Genomic DNA, 15,742 nt, shown 5'->3' on the forward strand with positions numbered 1-15,742 from the left:
ATAAGTTGCAAAAGCAGCTCAGCGTAAGCGGGGCTGCTTTTTTCCCTACAGCAAAGGTTTGCTTTCTTAAAGTAGGATAAGCATTCATAGAATGCATAACTTTCTTACAACTTGCCATTCAATTACCAACTCATTATAATGATAATAATATCCTGTTCAATACTAATAATATTCCAGGTTAGGAGTGGGTTTTCCTATTCTTTGCCTGTATTTTTAAGGAGGTATTGCCTTGGAAACTGTTCGTCGTATATTTGTCGAGAAAAAACCGGGTTTTGCCGTTGAGGCCGAAGGAATATATTCTGATTTAAAACACCATCTGGGGATAACTGGGTTGACTGAAGTGCGTGTTTTGCACCGGTATGACATTAGTGGGATAAGCGAAGCTGAATTCAACGCTTCCCTGCGTACTATTTTTTCTGAACCACCTGTGGATGTTGTTTATCTTGAGCAATTTGTTGTGCCTGCCGGGGCAAAAGTGTTTGCGATGGAATATTTGCCAGGCCAATATGACCAACGGGCCGATTGGGCGGCTCAGTCTGTTCAGATACTTACTCAGAAAGAACGTCCGGAGATTCGTACAGCCAAGGTGCTGGTGTTAGAGGGGCAGCTTTCAGAAACAGACCTTACTAAAATCAAGGAATACTGTATTAACCCAGTTGAGGCCAGAGAAGCTTTATTGCAAAAACCGGCATCATTGCTGGTGCCGGCTACTATGCCGGAGGATGTGGCTGTATTAGATGGTTTTACCAACCTGCCTCAGGCGGCATTGACTCAGTTTTTACAGGAGCGGGGTCTGGCAATGAGTCTGGAGGATTTGGTTTTCTGTCAGGCTTATTTTCGTGATGCGGAAAAGCGTGATCCGACAATTACCGAAATAAAAGTCATTGATACCTATTGGTCAGATCATTGCCGCCATACCACCTTTCACACCAAGATTGGACAAGTTGAAATTGAAGCAGGTCATTATAGTCAGCCTATTACCAAGGCCTGGGAAGAATACCGCAAAGCCAGGAATTACGTTTATGGGGAAAAAGCGGCTCAACGTGATATCAATTTGATGGATATTGCCACAACTGCTATGAAAGAATTAAAAAAGCAGGGGCGCTTAACAGATCTGGATGAATCAGAAGAAATTAATGCCTGTAGTATTGTTGTGCAGGCAGATATTGATGGGCAGGCAGAAGACTGGCTGGTTATGTTTAAAAATGAAACACATAATCACCCAACAGAGATCGAACCCTTCGGAGGGGCGGCTACTTGTCTGGGTGGGTGTATTCGGGATCCTTTGTCAGGCCGCGCCTATGCCTACCAGGCGATGCGCGTTACCGGCAGCGCCGATCCGCGTGTGTCACTGGAATGTACGCTGCCAGGTAAGTTGTCACAGCGTAAGATTACTACCAGTGCGGCGGCTGGCTATAGCTCCTATGGTAATCAAATTGGTTTGGCAACAGGTCAAGTGGCCGAAATTTATCATGAAGGATATGTCGCTAAACGCATGGAAATCGGTGCTGTTATGGCGGCTGTTCCCAAACACCAGGTTGTTCGTGAAGCACCAGAGCCTGGCGATATTGTCCTATTAGTTGGCGGTCGTACCGGACGCGACGGTTGTGGCGGTGCTACCGGCTCCTCCAAAGCCCATACGGAAGTATCGCTGGAGACTTGTGGCGCGGAAGTCCAGAAGGGTAACCCGCCGACAGAACGTAAAATCCAGCGGTTATTCCGTCATAGTGCGGTTAGCACGATGATTAAACGCTGCAATGATTTTGGTGCCGGCGGTGTGTCTGTGGCCATTGGGGAACTTACCGATGGTCTGGAAATTAACTTGGATGCTGTTCCCAAAAAATATGAGGGGCTTGACGGGACAGAACTTGCTATCTCGGAGTCGCAGGAGCGGATGGCAGTAGTGGTTGCCGCTGACAATGCGCAAAAATTTATTGAATATGCTGATGCCGAGAATCTGGAGGCTACTCTGGTTGCTGAGGTATCTGATGATAATCGTCTGACTATGTTGTGGCGCGGTAAGGCAATTGTCAGCCTGAGCCGTGATTTTTTAAACACCAATGGGGCCAAGCAGCATACAAACGTACGGGTGACTGCGCCGGTTAGTAATAGTTATTTTGCCGGTACACCTATCGGGGGTGATGTAACTGCGCAAAATAGTAAAGACGTGTGGCTGAAGACTCTGCAAAATATCAATGTTGGTAGTCAAAAGGGCTTGGCGGAGCGCTTTGACAGCAGCATTGGTGCAGGTACTGTCTTAATGCCGTTTGGCGGCAAACACCAGGCTACCCCTGCCGAAGGCATGGTAGCTAAATTGCCTGTGGTATCAGGCAATACTACCACTGGGACAATCATGACCTATGGTTTTAATCCCCATCTTTCAACCTGGAGTCCGTTTCATGGTGCTGTCTATGCTATTGTGGAGGCTGTAGCCAAGGTGGTGGCCTTAGGTGGTAATTTCCGGACCGTGCGGCTGACCTTGCAGGAGTATTTTGAAAAACTGGGACAAGACAACATCAAATGGGGTAAGCCTTTTAGCGCTTTGTTAGGTGCATTTTACGCTCAGCAACAGCTGGGTATACCGGCAATTGGCGGTAAGGACAGTATGTCAGGCTCTTTTAATGAGCTTACTGTGCCGCCGACGCTGGTAGCGTTTGCGGTAACTCCGGTTGATATTAGGCAAGTAATCTCGCAGGAATTTAAACAAGCCGGCAGCCAGGTGGCCGTTATCCGCATCAGGCGGGACAAAGAGGATTTACCTGATTTTACTGCTTTAGCAGCCACCTACGACAAAGTGAGGGAGCTTGCCCAAACCGGTAAAATAAGTTCAGCTTATACGATTAAAGCAGGCGGTATTGCTGAGGCCGTCAGCAAAATGGCTTTTGGGAATCGCATTGGGATTGAATTTGTGAAACAAATTGCTGTCCAGGATCTGTTTACTCCCGACTATGGTTCACTGGTTCTCGAGCTGCCTGCCGGACTGGATCTTATCCAGGCATTCGGCAATATAGAATATCAGTTACTTGGCCAGACAACGCAAAGCCCGGTTATTAACATTAATGGAGTTACGATCACTTTGGAGGAAGCGTTTGCCGCCTGGGAACAGCCGTTGGAGAAGGTATTTCCTACCCGTCCGGAGCTTATTAGCGGTCAACCGCTAAGCTTTGCTGCTTATACGGAAAGAAACAAGCGGCGGCCAAGGGCAGCTATCGCTAAGCCACGGGTGCTTATTCCGGTATTTCCCGGAACCAATTGTGAATATGATACTATCAAGGTTTTTGAGCAGGCTGGAGCCATTGCCGAATCACTAGTTATTCGTAACCTTTCCGGCACTCATATTGAAGAATCGATTACGGCACTTGCCAGGGGTATTGCCGGTGCCCAGATTATCATGCTGCCAGGCGGTTTCAGCGCCGGCGACGAGCCTGATGGTTCAGGCAAATTTATCGCCACCATGTTTCGCAATCCCCGGGTAAAAGAAGCGGTTGCTGAATTGTTGCAACGCCGGGACGGCCTGATGCTTGGCATTTGCAACGGTTTCCAGGCGCTTATTAAATTAGGGTTGGTTCCTTATGGCGAAATTCAGGACTTAACTGAGCATAGTCCGACGCTGACTTTTAATAAAATTGGTCGTCATATTTCCTGTATGGTCAATACTAAGGTAGTATCTACTTTGTCACCATGGCTAAGTAATGTTGAGGCTGGTGAGATATTTGCTATTCCTGCCTCGCATGGCGAGGGACGCTTTTATGCCACTGCTGAGGAAATTGCACAGTTGGCAGCTAATGGCCAAATTGCTACTCAATATGTTGATTCTGATGGTCTTGCTACCTATGACGCTAGTTTTAATCCCAATGGATCCTTTCACGCTATTGAGTCAATCACCAGCCCGGATGGGCGGATACTTGGGAAAATGGCTCATTCTGAGCGTATTGGCGACCATGTTGCCATCAATATTCCAGGCAGCAAAGATCAGCGGCTGTTTAGCGCCGGCGTCAATTATTTTAAATAGCAGCAGGGGGGGAAACCTATATGTATAATGTCACTCATATTGGGATAGTAGTTAAAGATATGGATAAATCCCTGAAGTTTTACACCACTGTTTTAGGATGTGCGTTAGAGGAGAGTTACAAGGACGAACGTATTCACCTGGCATTTATCAAAGCAGGTCAGCAAACAATTGAGCTTATTCAATATCAGGAAGATAGTGTAAAGGTACGTGGTGCGGGCATTGTTGATCATATTGCCTTTGCGGTTACTGATATTGCTGCCGAAATGGACAAGCTCCGGCAGCATAATGTGACGTTATTATTTGATCATCCCAAGATGGTTAACGGCAAAAAGATTCTATTTTTTACCGGGCCTGATGGTGAACGATTGGAATTTGTACAAATTCTGTAGTGAGTGAACTCGTTTCAGCATAGCTGAAACATTGGGGATTTAGGTGGAGAGTCTACTCCACCTGAATTAATGCCGCCTGTTGAGGCGGGAGTCTTGACTCGCTTACTAAGATAAAAAGGAACGGTTCTTGTTTGGGCTGGTGTAGGAATCCAGCAGACAAGAACCGTTCTTCATCGTCCCAATAGAAAGTATAGCTTTTGTTGGGACTGGATACAGGCAATAGCGACTGTTGCTGTCGTCGAAAGCTTGGCGCAAACAAGGTTTTTTTTATCCACCGTTAGGCCCGACCGATGCCAGGGGGATGTTTGGGCGCGTTTTCAGCAATTGGACATTTTTCTAAGCCGCATTCATCGCTATAATCGCAGTCAATTTCTTCGATTTGGTAATGCGGTACAGCTTGGTTTGGGATATAGGTTTCTCGGTAAATGGCAATAATGCTGTGGCGTTTTTTTAGATGAGGACAATCACCAGATAATAGAGTGGGTGCGCGTTTGCTCATACTATCACCTCCGTCTTTGGTTGCGTCTTGCTTGTAACTAGCATATAATAGAGAGTATTAATTAAAAACAATATGCACATATTTCTGCTTAAATTAGCAGTATTGAACATATTTGGGGGGTCTTAGTATCAACTTCCAGAATATTACCTTGGGGCAAAAAGCTTTGTTTGATAAGTGTTTTAGTCAGCGCCGTTACGAAAATGCTCATTATAATTTTACTAATTTATATATGTGGCGCAATTTATATTCCATTAAATGGGCGGAAGTAGATGGCTGCTTGGTTATTAAGGCTGGTCGCGGCGAGAAACAGTTTATGCTGCAGCCGTTTGGCCCTGATGCAGGGATAGAGAGAATCCTTGCGGAGATGGCAAACTATTGTACAGAGCATAACCAGATTTTTAGACTATCGGGGATAGAAAAATTTATGGTGGACATCCTCGAAAAATGGCGGCCAGGGAAGTTTGCTATTACCGCTGACCGGGACAATTACGATTATGTTTATAATAGCAAGGATTTGATTGAATTAAAAGGCCGTAAATATCATAGTAAGAAAAATCATGTTAATAGTTTTCTCCGCAATTACAGTAACTATCAGTATATACCGCTAACGTCCGAGTGGATGCCGCGTTGTGTTGAAACCCAAATGGAGTGGTGTAGAAAAAAGGGCTGTGATGATGATGCGATGCTAAAAGGTGAGCGGGATGCGATTATTGAAGTGTTTACCCACTGGAACGAGCTTAAGTTGACTGGCGGCTTAATTTATATTAATGAAAAAGTGGAGGCTTTTAGCTTTGGTGAGCAACTAAACAGTGATACTGCAGTTATCCACGTCGAAAAAGCCAATCCGGATATTCGTGGAGTTTATCCGATGATTAATCAACAATTTTGTGCCAATGCCTGGCGAAAACTGTCATATATCAATCGAGAGGAGGATATGGGATTAGAGGGGTTGCGCAAAGCCAAGGAATCGTATTGTCCGGTGAAAATGGTAGAAAAATTTGTTGCTATTCTAAAATAGTAACCCAGCTATCGGGTAAACTATTGTAAGAGACCTGTGGCTGTGGGCTGCAGGTCTAAAAATTTTAGTAAACCGCTATACTTTTTGCTTGGTTGTGGTATAATCGTTAAAGGATTTTTCGTTGCTCTTATTGGCGCAAACAGATGTTTTTTTGGTACTTTTGGCTAGAGTCAATCATTTCAGTGAGGAGAAGGACGGTCAAGATGGAAATTAAAGCAATTAAAAAACTTAAACTGTATGGTTTTAATAATCTTACTAAGACACTCAGCTTTAATATGTATGATATCTGTTATGCGAAGACGCCGCAGCATCGTCATTCTTATATTGAGTATATTGATGAGGAATATAGTGCTGAACGGTTGACCAATATTCTAACAGAAGTAGCCAATATAATTGGAGCTAATATCTTAAATATTGCCAAGCAGGATTATGATCCCCAGGGCGCCAGTGTTACCATGCTGATTTCGGAAGAGCCGGTTAACCAACCGGGAGAGCCTGTAACCAGCGAGGAGTGCGGGGAATGTGAGCTAAATAATGAGCTTAACAGTGAGCCTAAGTCAGAGGCCGTTGTCTGCCACCTGGATAAAAGCCACATCACTGTTCACACCTATCCTGAAAGCCATCCGGATGAAGGGATCAGCACTTTCCGGGCAGATATTGATGTATCGACTTGCGGTCATATTTCGCCACTCAAGGCCTTGAACTTTTTGATTAATACTTTCCAGCCTGATATTACGGCCATTGATTACCGGGTGCGAGGTTTTACCCGCGATGTGAATGGCAAAAAGTATTTTATTGATCATAAAATAAATTCTATCCAAAACTATATTTCCAGCGAGAATCGGGATATATACCAAATGATTGATGTTAATGTCTATCAAGAAAACATTTTCCATACCAAAATGTTGTTAAAGGAATTTGATCTGGATAACTATTTATTTGGAACCGCCAAAAAGGAACTCATGGCTGGCGAGAAGAAAAAAATTAAACAGCGCCTTAAAAAAGAAATGGCTGAGATTTTTTATGGGAAAAATATTCCCAAAGTCAATTTGAAATTATGAGTACATTAAAATCCCCCAATTGGGGGATTTTATTTTTATGAAACTATTATTACATCCCTTGCCTGTGCGTATTTTTCACTGGATTATGGTTCTTACCATTAGCTATCTTGTTGCAACAGGACTGTATCTGCATGACCCCTGGGGGACGCTAGCTTATGGCGTAATACGCAAAACACATACTATTGCCGGTATTATACTTATTTTAAATTTATGGGGGCAGATTTACTACTATCTTGTTACCGGCAAATATACCGAGGTACTGTTTACGCCGCATGATTATCCCAACCTGCGCAGCTTTTTTCGCTATGCGTTGTTTATCACTGAGAATCACCCGAATTATGGGCGCTATAACCCGGGGCAAAAAGTACTATTTACTTGCTGGGGATTAGCTACCCTGCTAGCGGGAGCGGCTGCATTACCGTATTTCTTTCCGGAGTATGCTGCCTGGCTCAGTCGGCCGTTTGGCGGTCTTGGAGGGATTCGGATTATTTTTTACGGCATTACCATGTTTTTTTTGGCAACTATTCCGCTGCATTTGTATTTGGCGTTAACCGAAGAACCGGCCAAGCTGCAGGCGATGTTCTCAGGTTATATAAACAAAGAGCCTAAGGGCTGATAACCCTGGGGTTGACAGTGATCTTGCGTTTTGGCAGACTTTATCATTGCGGTCAATACTTGCCGGCCGGTATCCATACCCTGGGCACCGATTAATACAATAAGATCACCGGCACAGGCATGACTGAGTGCAGCTTTGATCGCTGCAGATAACGTGCTGGTGTGGGTATAGTCGGATTTTAGTGTATTAAGTATTGACAGAAAGGCCACCCTTTCTTCGGGGGTTACTGCATCAGGTGGACCAACCTGGTCGGCGCTGTCGGTAATAATTAATTCAAACGGTAATTTTTTACTGAGACAGGCAAGGGTTGCGGCATTAGCGGCGTTAATTGCCGGACCGCGCTGACCGCGAATGGCATTAACCACAATAAGCCGCTGATAGCGCAATGTGTTTGTTGTATCAAATACAGCTTCAATACTGCCTGGATTTAAAGCCGTATCATCAACAACCGTAAGTCCGTCAATATGGAAAATATTCATACGCCGTTCAACGCCCCGGAAATCGGCCAACGCCTGGGAAATAACTGCTGGTGTCAGGCCTTGCAGCAAGGCGGCGGCAGCAGCCAGTAGTGCATTTTCGATATTATGGCGTCCGGGAATGGCTAATGTCATAGGATATTGGCCGGCTGGTAACTGTTGGCCATTGAGTGCCACCAACGGGTTGCTGATTGTAAGGGTAAAGCTGCTGCCATAGGCTGTCAGGTGGGTAATCCTGGCCCAGATGTCGGCAGGGCTATTGACCGCAACAGAAATAAGCCTGCCGGTAAAATGGGAAGCAATAACCTGGCAGTAGGGATCGGCGATATTGATAATCAGGGGTGTTTGGGGGGGAAGCAAATCCAGAAACTTAGTTTTGGCCGCAAGATAGTTGGCAAAATTGCCATGAAAATCGAGGTGGTCGGCACATAGATTGCTAAATATGCCTGTTGAAAAACGAACATGAGTAACGCGATGCATTTCAACGCCCTGTGCGGATACTTCCATAGCGGCATGAGTAACTTTGTTGCTAAGCATTTGTGATAGATAGTGTTGAAGAGTAACCGCATCTGGTGTTGTCAGGGTACTGGGGATAATGTTTTTGCCGGTATCGACCCGGACGGTGCCAATAAGCCCGGTCTTGAAGCTATTACGGATAAAAATATGTTCAAGCAGGCAGGCAATAGTAGTTTTTCCATTAGAGCCTGTTATACCTACAAGGTTCAATTTGTGTGACGGGTTTTTATAAAAGGCCGCAGCCAGCTCAGACAGGGCCAATCTGGCGTTAGCTACAACAAGTACCGGAATGGGCAGCGGTGGCAGATGGTCCGGGCAATCGCTCACAATTACCAGTGCCCCCCGGTCGGCGGCAGCTTGGGCAAACGTATTGCCATCGACGGCGCGGCCACAGATCGCCACAAAAATATATCCTGGCTGTACTTTGTCAGAATGGCAGGTAATTCCCGTTGCTTTGCTAACCCAATTCTCAAATACCTGCATATTATTTCCTCCTTGTCGGCAAATAAGATACTCCATGGTATTCCCACTATAGGCAGGAGGTGAACGAGATAAAAAATCTTTTGCAATTTTTGTTACTCATGCTTATTATGCTAACGGCACTTAATACAGGCTGTGGCCTAAAAACGCCTGCTCCCAAACCGGAAGTTCGCCTGGTGGCTGACAAGGTTACCATTGAAGGACAGCTTGTAGGCGCTATGACGGTGGAAGAAGCCAGCAGAGTTTTGATTAACTTGGCCAAGGCCAAAGATGTGCCGGCCGTAAATGCCGGCTTTGCCCCTGAAACCGGCGAGGTTATTCCTGAACGTCCGGGTCAGCGTCTCAATGTGTCAGCCACTCTGAACGAATTGCTTGCTGCAGCGCCTGGCAGCCAGGTTACACCGGTGTATCAGCATTTTGCGCCTGATATTACCCAAGATAAGCTGGCTCGTAGTCACAGGCTGGGGCGCTATACTACACAGATTTTGGATGATAGCCCGGGGCGTCTTGCGAATATCCGTCTTACAGCCAAGTTAATCAACAACACAGTTCTTGAATCCGGGCAGGAATTTTCCTTCAACAGACTAACAGGCGAACCGACGGCCAGCCGGGGTTTTCAACCAGCAGCAGTATTTGGCGATAAGGGGAAAACGGTGCAGGGGCTTGGGGGTGGCATGTGCCAGGTATCATCAACCTTATATAATGCGGTATTGGCTGCAAATCTTACAGTTACCGAGCGTCATCCTCATTCGCAACCAGTAAAATATGTACCTCCAGGCAGGGATGCCACTACTTACACAGATAAAGATTTTCGCTTTATCAACACCACGCGCCATCGCCTGATTAGTCGTATTTTTACTGATGAGACAGGTTCTCAGCTAACAGTGGAACTATGGGGATTGCCTGACGTATAAGCTTGAAACTTTCCAGACATACTAAACACGAGGTGGGAGAGCATGAAAAACAAGGCATTGAATACCGCACTAGTCGTAGGAATTTTGCTGGCATTTCTCACGGGAGTATACACACTACTCAAGCCTCCCGCCCAAAAACCAACACCTGCACCAACGCCGGCACCGACTGAGCAGGAACCGGCCCCGGCGCTACCTGCGCCGGTACCACAGCCGATTCCAGGAGTTGCGCCCTTTGATGCAGCTAAATATGCTAATGAACCACAAGTAAAAGTCTATATGGCAGACAAAGGATCGATCGAAACTATGCCGTTAGAGAAGTACATTGAAGGGGTTATTGCCCAGGAGATGGAGCCGGATTGGCCAACAGAGGCCTTAGCGGCACAGGCCATTGCCTCACGTACCCTGACAATCAGTGCCATTGAGGCTGGTACAATAAAAAAACTACATAATGCCGATGTCAGTACATCGAAAGAGGAACTCCAGGCTTTTGCTCCTCAGAAAGTTAACGACAGTGTGCGGCAGGCCGTGGCCCGGACACGCGGTGAAGTACTGTTATATGCCGGTGGACTTGTTAATGCAATCTATAGTTCCTGCAATGGGCAAATTGGTGCTACCAAAGAAGAAAGCTTTCCTAAAGAAATTCCTCATGACACGCCATATTTCCAGCCTGTCAAAGATAATTGTTTTACCTATGCCCCAGAACAAATAGCATCCTGGACAGTAAAAATTCCGGCTTCCCAGGTTGCAGCTGCCATCGGCTATACTGGTAATCCGGCCGATATCCGCATTTTGGAGAAAGGGCCATCTGGTCGGATTCTTTATATTGGGGCTGGCAATAAAAAAATGTATGGTGCTGATTTCCGCAGGGCTATCGGCTATGATGTTCTGAAATCTACCTTAGTTACGGAAATGAACGTTGAAAATGGTAACTTTATTTTTAAGGGTAACGGCTGGGGTAATGGTGTTGGTTTGTGCCAATGGGGTGCCTATACCTTTGCCAAAGAGGGCAAGCAGGCCGAGGATATTGTCAGGTATTATTATCCTGGCACTGAAGTGAAAAAGCTATGGCAATGATTTATAGAATGCAAAAAAAATTGTTCACTGACTTTATATGGATGAATTTTATAGTAATATCTGCATACATTAATTACGCGAGGTAGTATGGCGGCTACCTCCCGGGGACTGCGCCGCTTGTCTGGTACGCACGGACAGGCGGCGCAATTTATTTTCTTGATTTTTTTGCAATATTAGGCTTATGAATATTGGCAATAGCTTTCGACTACGCTATAATAATAAAGTTAAGGTTCTGTGAAGGGATTGAGTCTGATTAAACAGAGTAATACGGATATTAGCCATGTACTCATTTCTGTGAAGGGCTCACAACAGGATGCTCATGGTGAAGAAGATGCGATTGAATTATTTACGCATGGGCGCCGGTATGCGAAAAATGGGGTTCATTATATCACGTATCAGGAAAGCGAGATTAGTGGGATGGAAGGCGCCTCAACACTCTTAAAAGTCTACGCAGATTATGTTATTCTGGTGCGGAGGGGCGGCGTTGACCAGCGGCAGGAATTTCGGGTTGGGCAGCGCTCACATTCCAGGTATGTCACACCCTACGGAACAATGGAAATTAGTATACAAACAACCCGGCTGGCGATAACCCGTGCTGAGGATAATAGCCAGGTTACCGGAATACATATTGAGTATGAACTGGAAATAGACGGACAGTGGCAAAGCACCAATAAACTTGCTGTCCTTATACAGGGGGATAAGAAGAATGGACATTAAACAACAGCTAATTGCCGCTATTGGACAAGCAGCGACCAAAGCAATAGCGGATGGCGTATTTGTTGCCGGGCATCTGCCTGAGATAGCATTGGAAGTGCCGCCACAAAAGGAGTTCGGCGATTATGCGACTAACTTTGCCATGCAGTCGGCAAAAGCGGCTAAAATGAATCCGCGGGTGATTGCCCAGGCGATTATCGACCGGCTTAATGAACCATGGCTGGATAAAGCCTTGCTAGCTGGGCCGGGGTTTATTAACTTTTATCTTAAGTCAGATATCCTTTACCAAGACTTAGCGGATATATTGGCTGCCGGGGAAAATTTCGGCCAGAATAACGCCGGACAAGGTCAGCGGGTACAGGTAGAGTTTGTCAGTGCTAACCCTACCGGACCATTGCATGTTGGTCATGGCCGGGGGGCGGCCGTAGGCAGCGCCCTTGTTAATCTGCTTCGTGTGGCAGGTTACCAGGTGGAGGCGGAATTTTATATCAACGATGCCGGCAATCAGATGGATAACTTGGCAGCTTCTGTCAACGCCCGGTATTTGGAGCTTATGGGGAAAGCAGTTGATTTCCCTGAAGATGGCTATCATGGCAAAGATATTATTGACACAGCTGAGCGGATTATTGACAAACATGGCGACAAATATATCAGTATGCCGGAGGCGGAGCGTTTAGCCGCGTTCAAGGAAGTGGGACTAAAGGAAAAGCTGGCTGCGCTTAAAGAGGATTTGGAGCAGTTTGGCGTCAATTTTGACGTATGGTTTAGCGAACGCACATTACATAACAGTGGTTCTGTAGCAGCTACCTGTGAGTTGTTAAAGGCCAATGGCAATATCTATGAGAAAGATGGTGCCTTATGGTTAAAATCGACAGTCTATGGTGATGATAAAGACCGGGTAGTTATTCGCGATAATGGGGTGCCTACCTATTTGGCTGCTGATATTGCCTATCATCGTGATAAATTTGCCCGCGGTTTTAACAAGGTTATTAATATTTGGGGGGCGGATCACCATGGTTACATTTGCCGGGTCAAGGCCGCTATCAATGCCATGGGGTATAATGCAGATAACCTGGAAGTAATGATTTTGCAGATGGTAAGCCTATATCAAGATGGTCAGCTTGTCAAGATGTCTAAACGGACAGGGCAAGGCGTAACCTTGAGCGAACTTATTGAGGAAGTGGGGCGTGATGCCGCCCGGTATTTCTTTATTATGCGTTCCACTGACAGCCAGCTTGATTTTGATCTTGATTTGGCAAAATCTCATTCCAATGAGAATCCGGTGTATTACATCCAGTACGCTCATGCCCGGATATCCAGTATTTTTCGCCAAATGACAGATGCGGGCTTACCTGTTCCTGCTGCCTGGGACCAAATTAAGCTGGAACTATTAACAGAGCAGGCAGAAATTGATTTAATCAAAAAAATGGCGATGTTCCCAGAAGAGGTTGCCAGTGCTGCCTGTGAGCGTGCGCCGCATCGGATTGCCCGTTATGCGCATGAATTAGCCGGACTGTTCCATACCTTTTATAATCAATGCCGGATTATTGGCGTTGATCCTGATTTACAGGCCGCCCGTCTGGCACTTGTGACAGCGGTAAGGGCAACGGTAAAACAATCACTTGGTATCCTGGGGGTTGCTGCTCCCAACAAAATGTAAATCGCTTACTATCCAGGAATGTTTTACAGCAATCGGGAGGAATTTACCTCTATGTGTTGAATATAAAACGCGGATTGTTAAGTGCGGAGGTTAAAATTATGGCTATACCGAAGAATTCTATTGATGAAGTCGATTCAGCATATCAGGTTTTAAAAGCAGCAGGACATCCGTTATATTACCGGGAATTAATTGATCAGGCCATCGCTGCCAAGGGTAGTACAGTACGTGCATCAGCCCATACTATTGCTGATGTACATACGCGGATTAATCTGGACAGCCGGTTTGTGCACACAGGTAAAAGTATGTGGGGCCTGAATGAATGGTCACCTCAGCGAATAAGTGTGACCGAAGCAGAAGAAACAGCAACTGCCCAACCAGATATGCAAAGACGGGCTAAGTTGTTTGCTGCTATTCAACAGGATTTTGAAAATGAGGGTACTGTCAGTAACTCTGATCCTGACCAGTTGCTGGAAGGCGAGAGTGAATTAGAAGAAGAAAACGAAGAAACTGAGGTGTAGTTGTACGAAGCCGCTACTCTCAGTCATCGGATAAAGAACATGCATCTTTGGCATAATTAGGGTTGTTAGACAGTTAATTGTGGGAAGTTAGTAGGAGGATTTTTAAATGACTAAATATATTTTTGTTACAGGCGGCGTGGTATCTTCACTTGGTAAAGGAATCACGGCAGCGTCACTTGGGCGTCTTTTGAAAAGCCGCGGGCTCAAAGTTACCATTCAGAAGTTTGACCCGTACATCAACTTTGATCCAGGGACCATGAGTCCTTATCAGCATGGCGAAGTTTTTGTTACAGAAGATGGTGGCGAGACCGACCTTGACCTTGGCCATTATGAACGGTTTATTGATATTCACCTAAGCAAAAGCTCAAATGTCACAGCTGGCAAAATATATTGGTCAGTTATCAGCAAGGAGCGTAAAGGAGATTATTTGGGTAGCACGGTCCAGGTAATTCCTCATATTACCAACGAAATTAAAGAACGCATTTACCGGGTTGGCGAAGAAGACAATGCTGATGTTGTTATTACCGAAATCGGCGGTACTGTTGGTGATATTGAAAGTCAGCCATTTTTAGAGGCCATTCGTCAGGTTAAAAAGGAAGTAGGCAAGGGTGGTGTGCTCTATATTCATGTTACCCTTGTACCCTACATTTCGGCAGCCGGTGAGCTTAAAACCAAGCCCACCCAGCATAGTGTAAAAGAACTGAGAAGTATTGGTATTCATCCTGATATCATTGTGTGTCGTACTGAGCATGAGATATCGCAGGATATGAAAGAAAAGCTAGCCTTATTCTGTGATATTGACTGTGATGCAGTCATCCAGAACAAAAATGCCGCCAGCATTTATGAGGTTCCACTGATGCTGGAAAAGGAAGGGCTTGACCGTATTGCCATGGAAAAGCTCAATCTGAAAGAAACTGGAGCCGACATGACGCAGTGGAAACACATGGTAGATAAGATCACGAATCCGCGGTATAGTGTACAGATTGCCATTGTCGGTAAATATGTTGCCCTGCGGGATGCGTATATGAGTGTGTCGGAAGCTTTGCGTCATGGTGGTATTGCTAATGATACTGCTGTTGAGATCAAATGGATTAACGCCGAAGATATTGAGGCTGAGGGCACTGATCTAATTGCATATTTAGGTGATGTTGACGGTATCTTGGTACCTGGTGGGTTTGGTGACCGTGGAATCGAAGGCAAGCTTAAGGCCATTCGCTATGCACGGGAGAACAGGGTGCCTTTCTTTGGCTTGTGTCTGGGTATGCAGACTGCTGTCATTGAATTTGCCCGTAATGTATGTGGCTTAGCAGATGCGCACAGCACTGAGTTTAATCCAGCTACAGCGCACCCCGTTATTGACCTTATGCCTGAGCAGGTAGCTATTGAAGCCAAAGGCGGTACCATGCGTCTTGGCGTGTATCCCTGCAAGGTTATGGAAGGTACACTGACCTATCAGGCCTATCAGGACGAGATTATTTATGAACGTCACCGTCATCGTTTTGAATTTAATAATGCATATCGTGACAGACTATCTGCCGCTGGCCTTGTTATAGGCGGTACTTTGCCTAACGGGCGTTTGGTTGAGATTGTAGAAATTAAAGATCATCCCTGGTTTGTGGGTACGCAATTCCACCCGGAATTCAAGTCGCGTCCGACTAACCCGCATCCGCTGTTTAGGGATTTTATCAAAGCAGCGCTTACAAATAAGCTGGGGAAGTAATAGTAACTCGCTAAGGGGATTATAATAAAAGAAAGCTGTTGGAGATTATCCAACAGCTTTCTTTTACAAATAGTT

13 protein-coding genes are annotated in these 15,742 nt (G+C 45.7%); 11 read left to right on the plus strand and 2 right to left on the minus strand.

Going from position 1 to position 15,742, the window contains the following annotated elements:
• The first annotated feature begins 229 nt into the window (after window positions 1-229).
• A complete protein-coding gene (locus tag AC1ECB_RS25685) occupies window positions 230-4,012 on the plus strand; it encodes a phosphoribosylformylglycinamidine synthase (RefSeq protein WP_485666448.1) in 3,783 nt (1,260 codons plus the stop codon).
• Between the two features lie 20 nt (window positions 4,013-4,032).
• Complete coding sequence (locus AC1ECB_RS25690) at window positions 4,033-4,401, plus strand: VOC family protein (protein ID WP_485666449.1); 369 nt, start codon at window positions 4,033-4,035, stop codon at window positions 4,399-4,401.
• Between the two features lie 277 nt (window positions 4,402-4,678).
• Here the strand turns inward: AC1ECB_RS25690 and AC1ECB_RS25695 are convergent, their stop codons facing one another.
• Window positions 4,679-4,900: a hypothetical protein gene (locus tag AC1ECB_RS25695; protein ID WP_021168576.1), complete on the minus strand. Its 222-nt coding sequence runs from the start codon at window positions 4,898-4,900 to the stop codon at window positions 4,679-4,681.
• A 163-nt stretch (window positions 4,901-5,063) separates the two neighbouring features.
• On the opposite strand from AC1ECB_RS25695, the gene AC1ECB_RS25700 reads away from it, so the two are divergent.
• The 3 genes from AC1ECB_RS25700 (at window position 5,064) to AC1ECB_RS25710 (ending at window position 7,595) form a co-directional block, all read left to right on the plus strand.
• A complete protein-coding gene (locus AC1ECB_RS25700; RefSeq protein ID WP_485666450.1) occupies window positions 5,064-5,918 on the plus strand; it encodes a DUF2156 domain-containing protein in 855 nt (284 codons plus the stop codon).
• Window positions 5,919-6,121: 203 nt separating this feature from the next.
• A complete protein-coding gene (gene speD / locus AC1ECB_RS25705) occupies window positions 6,122-6,979 on the plus strand; it encodes an adenosylmethionine decarboxylase (RefSeq protein WP_485666451.1) in 858 nt (285 codons plus the stop codon).
• A gap of 37 nt (window positions 6,980-7,016) precedes the next feature.
• Window positions 7,017-7,595 (plus strand): cytochrome b/b6 domain-containing protein, encoded by a 579-nt coding sequence (locus AC1ECB_RS25710; protein ID WP_485666452.1) that lies wholly within the window; start codon window positions 7,017-7,019, stop codon window positions 7,593-7,595.
• On the opposite strand, the gene AC1ECB_RS25715 is transcribed toward AC1ECB_RS25710, so the two are convergent.
• Entirely contained in the window at window positions 7,568-9,070 is a 1,503-nt protein-coding gene (locus AC1ECB_RS25715) for a Mur ligase family protein (protein ID WP_485666453.1), read from the minus strand. The genes AC1ECB_RS25710 and AC1ECB_RS25715 overlap by 28 nt on opposite strands.
• Before the next feature lie 59 nt (window positions 9,071-9,129).
• On the opposite strand from AC1ECB_RS25715, the gene AC1ECB_RS25720 reads away from it, so the two are divergent.
• From AC1ECB_RS25720 to pyrG, 6 genes are all read left to right on the plus strand, one after another.
• Window positions 9,130-9,981 (plus strand): VanW family protein, encoded by an 852-nt coding sequence (locus tag AC1ECB_RS25720; RefSeq protein ID WP_485666454.1) that lies wholly within the window; start codon window positions 9,130-9,132, stop codon window positions 9,979-9,981.
• Window positions 9,982-10,023: 42 nt separating this feature from the next.
• Window positions 10,024-11,055 (plus strand): SpoIID/LytB domain-containing protein, encoded by a 1,032-nt coding sequence (locus AC1ECB_RS25725; protein WP_485666455.1) that lies wholly within the window; start codon window positions 10,024-10,026, stop codon window positions 11,053-11,055.
• A gap of 243 nt (window positions 11,056-11,298) precedes the next feature.
• Window positions 11,299-11,772, plus strand: a complete 474-nt coding sequence (locus AC1ECB_RS25730; protein WP_485666456.1) for a YwiB family protein — start codon at window positions 11,299-11,301, stop codon at window positions 11,770-11,772.
• Window positions 11,762-13,429 (plus strand): arginine--tRNA ligase, encoded by a 1,668-nt coding sequence (gene argS, locus AC1ECB_RS25735; RefSeq protein WP_485666457.1) that lies wholly within the window; start codon window positions 11,762-11,764, stop codon window positions 13,427-13,429. Before AC1ECB_RS25730 ends, argS begins: the two co-directional genes overlap by 11 nt.
• A 98-nt stretch (window positions 13,430-13,527) precedes the next feature.
• Window positions 13,528-13,947, plus strand: coding sequence for a DNA-directed RNA polymerase subunit delta (gene rpoE / locus AC1ECB_RS25740; RefSeq protein WP_485666458.1), 420 nt, complete (start codon window positions 13,528-13,530; stop codon window positions 13,945-13,947).
• A 106-nt stretch (window positions 13,948-14,053) separates the two neighbouring features.
• On the plus strand, window positions 14,054-15,667 hold the full coding sequence (pyrG, locus tag AC1ECB_RS25745) for a CTP synthase (RefSeq protein ID WP_485666459.1): 1,614 nt from the start codon (window positions 14,054-14,056) through the stop codon (window positions 15,665-15,667).
• The last annotated feature ends 75 nt before the right edge of the window (window positions 15,668-15,742 follow it).

This window comes from Sporomusa sp. 246TCP1 (genome assembly GCF_057319775.1).

What these genes read in the sequence shown, in the direction of transcription:
- AC1ECB_RS25695 (WP_021168576.1), bottom strand. Translation starts at nt 4,900, where the DNA reads ATGAGCAAACGCGCACCCACTCTATTATCTGGTGATTGTCCTCATCTA.
- AC1ECB_RS25690 (WP_485666449.1), top strand. Translation starts at nt 4,033, where the DNA reads ATGTATAATGTCACTCATATTGGGATAGTAGTTAAAGATATGGATAAA.
- rpoE (WP_485666458.1), top strand. Translation starts at nt 13,528, where the DNA reads ATGGCTATACCGAAGAATTCTATTGATGAAGTCGATTCAGCATATCAG.
- argS (WP_485666457.1), top strand. Translation starts at nt 11,762, where the DNA reads ATGGACATTAAACAACAGCTAATTGCCGCTATTGGACAAGCAGCGACC.
- AC1ECB_RS25715 (WP_485666453.1), bottom strand. Translation starts at nt 9,070, where the DNA reads ATGCAGGTATTTGAGAATTGGGTTAGCAAAGCAACGGGAATTACCTGC.
- AC1ECB_RS25725 (WP_485666455.1), top strand. Translation starts at nt 10,024, where the DNA reads ATGAAAAACAAGGCATTGAATACCGCACTAGTCGTAGGAATTTTGCTG.
- pyrG (WP_485666459.1), top strand. Translation starts at nt 14,054, where the DNA reads ATGACTAAATATATTTTTGTTACAGGCGGCGTGGTATCTTCACTTGGT.
- speD (WP_485666451.1), top strand. Translation starts at nt 6,122, where the DNA reads ATGGAAATTAAAGCAATTAAAAAACTTAAACTGTATGGTTTTAATAAT.
- AC1ECB_RS25710 (WP_485666452.1), top strand. Translation starts at nt 7,017, where the DNA reads ATGAAACTATTATTACATCCCTTGCCTGTGCGTATTTTTCACTGGATT.